The organism is Xenorhabdus vietnamensis (assembly GCF_002127535.1).
Taxonomy (GTDB): domain Bacteria; phylum Pseudomonadota; class Gammaproteobacteria; order Enterobacterales; family Enterobacteriaceae; genus Xenorhabdus; species Xenorhabdus vietnamensis.
Genome location: NZ_MUBJ01000068.1, coordinates 1 through 2,304 on the forward strand (window position 1 = coordinate 1; position 2,304 = coordinate 2,304).

The 2,304-nt window shown below is 42.3% G+C and carries 3 protein-coding genes and 1 pseudogene; all 4 read right to left on the reverse strand.

Annotation, left to right across the window (positions count from 1 at the left end; all coding sequences use genetic code 11):
- Positions 1-254, reverse strand: a pseudogene (locus Xvie_RS20035) (hypothetical protein); the annotation flags it as partial.
- Entirely contained in the window at positions 254-1,111 is an 858-nt protein-coding gene (locus Xvie_RS20040; RefSeq protein WP_086110851.1) for an ORF6N domain-containing protein, read from the reverse strand. The gene Xvie_RS20040 and the pseudogene Xvie_RS20035, both read right to left, overlap by 1 nt.
- Before the next feature lie 216 nt (positions 1,112-1,327).
- Positions 1,328-1,516 carry a PerC family transcriptional regulator gene (locus Xvie_RS20050; protein WP_086110853.1) on the reverse strand — a complete coding sequence of 63 codons (189 nt, stop codon included), beginning with the start codon at positions 1,514-1,516 and terminating at the stop codon, positions 1,328-1,330.
- A 321-nt stretch (positions 1,517-1,837) separates the two neighbouring features.
- Positions 1,838-2,248: a hypothetical protein gene (locus Xvie_RS20055; protein WP_086110854.1), complete on the reverse strand. Its 411-nt coding sequence runs from the start codon at positions 2,246-2,248 to the stop codon at positions 1,838-1,840.
- Positions 2,249-2,304: the final 56 nt, after the last annotated feature.

The window sequence follows — 2,304 nt, forward strand, 5'->3', positions numbered from 1 at the left end:
GAGGCTGACACAATCCACCGCCACAACATCAACCGTTGCTCATGGGTTGGTTCATAAAAGCCCGCTTTCCAGCCATGAGAAATAGTCAGTACCAATTCAAAGCCCAGCAATAAGTTATTGTCATATTTGCCCGTGTCCAACGACTTCAATGCCTCCTCATAACTCATGATTCCACTGTTTGCTGCCTCAGTGATGACAATCACACCATACTTGCCGTAATCAAATGATGTTTCAGTGTTATGATGTTTGTTCATTATTTGCCCTCCGGGGTATAAACTGCTTTGTCGTGTTGGTATTCACCGTTCCAGCTCTTCTTCATGGGAAGCTCACCTTTCATGTACAGGGCATAGAGACGATGACAGCCTTTTTCCAATAACACGGCGGTGCGGGTGATAAAGGGATCTTGTCCATGAGGCTTGATTTCGTTTTCATCTTCGGTGAGATAGCGGTCACGGGCATAAGAAGCGACACGCCAGCGCGGTTTTTTCTCCGGGTCTTTCTGCTCGTTGTACAGCCAGTTCCGTTCCATTGCCCACCACATGATTTTGGTGGTATTCACACCGTTAAGGCCTTTGCAGAAAGCAGGGAGGGTCATGCCTTTGGTAAAGTGTTTTTCCAGACTACCCACCGTTGCATTCAGGGTTTTATTCTCTCCCTCAAGGCGTTCGACATTCTCGGCATACACAGACAGCATTGAACGTAACTTCGCTGGGTTACTTAACAATTCCGCTTCTGTTGTGATGGCATCACGACGGGTAAAGTAGAACTCGGTCAGGTCGTCGAAATAGTTCCACGCCTGGTCTGTTTCTAACATCTTGGAGTGGTTAGCAGCACCGCGTTCTGTCCATAGTCTGATTGACCGTGCTTTGCTCGAAATTTGCATACCGATATTTTCGGTACGCAAATCTGCGAGTTCTTTTCCTGTGATTTGGAAGTAATGTTTGCCTTCCTCGAATCGGGATTTGTTGTTGTCGAAATTGTCACGGATGTTTTTCTCAGTAGCCCCATATCCCACCGCTAACTGTTCAGTCGTCACAACACGCTGACCGCGATACTCAACAATCTGTAGTTCTTTGGCGGATACTGGAACTAATTCATTTTTATTGGTCATTATTTCGCTTCCTTAATTTCAATCTTTATTCTTTTTGCTAGACGGCGCATGACTCTATTGAGTGGCACTCTTTTGAATTCACCTTCTGTCGGAAAATTAGCGAGGTATTTTTCGAATTTAAGTAATCTTGCTTTTCGTTTCTTCCTAATCGCATTCCTTGAGGGATAGTCATTCCCATATAACCTTGCTGGGTTTTACTTCTTTTTCTTTTCGCCATTACCACCCCTCCTGTATTTTGATTTGTGCTTGTCGAACGCAGCGCAGATTATTCTTGGTGCATTCCTTTTCTTGTTTGAGATCTTTGGCTAATGAAAGCGCTTCACCCCATTTATTGGCAGCCCGGCGAAATAATCCTTTTAGTTCTAAATCCCGTGCTAATTGCTTTGCTTGTTCATATGCAGTCATTATTCGCCGCCTGTTTATTCATATACTTTCTTAATGCTGTGCTATGGTTATGATGCAATAAATGTCTTTCTTCGTTATTCTCTTGGTTATATTCAGCCCATATTCGATATTTAAGGTCAGCCGCTAAATATTTTGCTTTCCCCTAATATTCGGCTGCAAGGTCATACTTTTCTTCTTTCTCTTTTTGGAGAGCTGTACTGGCAAAATATAAATAGGTTTCACTTTTCATTCCTAACTCCTTATTTGTAATCAGTCTGAATTTGGCGTAAGCGAGTCCCCAGCAATGGCGCTGTAATTAAAATTGTTTTGTTGGTTTTATTATTAATCTAATTTGGCTATTTGTATTTCTAACTCAGATATTGTTTCATGTAATGAGTTAATTTTATTCATTGCTTTTGAATACTTTTTCCGTAGGGCTATCTTTTCTCTCTCTTGCCTAACATCGGCTTTCAGTTCTTCCAATATCTGAGCATGTCGTTTCTTAAATTCAGGCCGCATTTTCCCATTGCGCAATGCAGGGGTGCCGTCTTCCTGAATGACTTCTTCGGCAGGGAAGTTACTTGGCCTATCTTCCTCATTAAACTGCCTTTGTGCCCGAACGTAAGCTAATTTATTCAGTGCACCGCTTTCACTCAGATAAGCTCTGTTAGCACCGCGAACGACATAAACTTCACGGATTTCAATCTGGATATCTTGGTTAGTTGCGGCTTCAATGGGTTTAAGTGTTGTCATAGTGACTCCTTATTGATTCAATTAATTTATTCTCTTTTTCTACTGACTCTCTCTCT

Bases quoted from the DNA above. Each gene is read 5' to 3' on its own strand.
- Xvie_RS20040 (WP_086110851.1), bottom strand. From the start codon at position 1,111: ATGACCAATAAAAATGAATTAGTTCCAGTATCCGCCAAAGAACTACAG.
- Xvie_RS20050 (WP_086110853.1), bottom strand. From the start codon at position 1,516: ATGACTGCATATGAACAAGCAAAGCAATTAGCACGGGATTTAGAACTA.
- Xvie_RS20055 (WP_086110854.1), bottom strand. From the start codon at position 2,248: ATGACAACACTTAAACCCATTGAAGCCGCAACTAACCAAGATATCCAG.